This window comes from Pauljensenia sp. UMB3104 (assembly GCF_030217285.1).
Taxonomy (GTDB): domain Bacteria; phylum Actinomycetota; class Actinomycetes; order Actinomycetales; family Actinomycetaceae; genus Pauljensenia.
Window position 1 is genome coordinate 1 of the sequence record NZ_JASONN010000482.1, and the last position, 248, is coordinate 248.

Annotated in this window: 1 pseudogene; it reads left to right on the top strand. The window is 51.2% G+C overall.

Annotated elements, in window-relative coordinates:
• A pseudogene (locus QP415_RS12490) lies at positions 1 to 248 on the top strand (acyltransferase family protein); the annotation flags it as partial.

Below are 248 nucleotides of genomic sequence, written 5' to 3' on the forward strand. Positions count from 1 at the left end.
CTTCACCTACAACTGGGTAGAAATATGGGCAGGCAATAGCTATTTCAATCAGGGATCGCCGCCGCTTTTTCGAAACCTGTGGTCCTTAGCTGTAGAACAGCAGTTCTATGTGATCTGGCCGCTTGTAGTCACCCTAATTGTCTACATGCGTCCAACTAAGCGATTCCTGGTGCCTATCCTGCTTGCAGTCGCGTCGGCGATTTTTATGGCCACAATTGTCCTGAGCGGTGGGGACATATCCCGGGCCT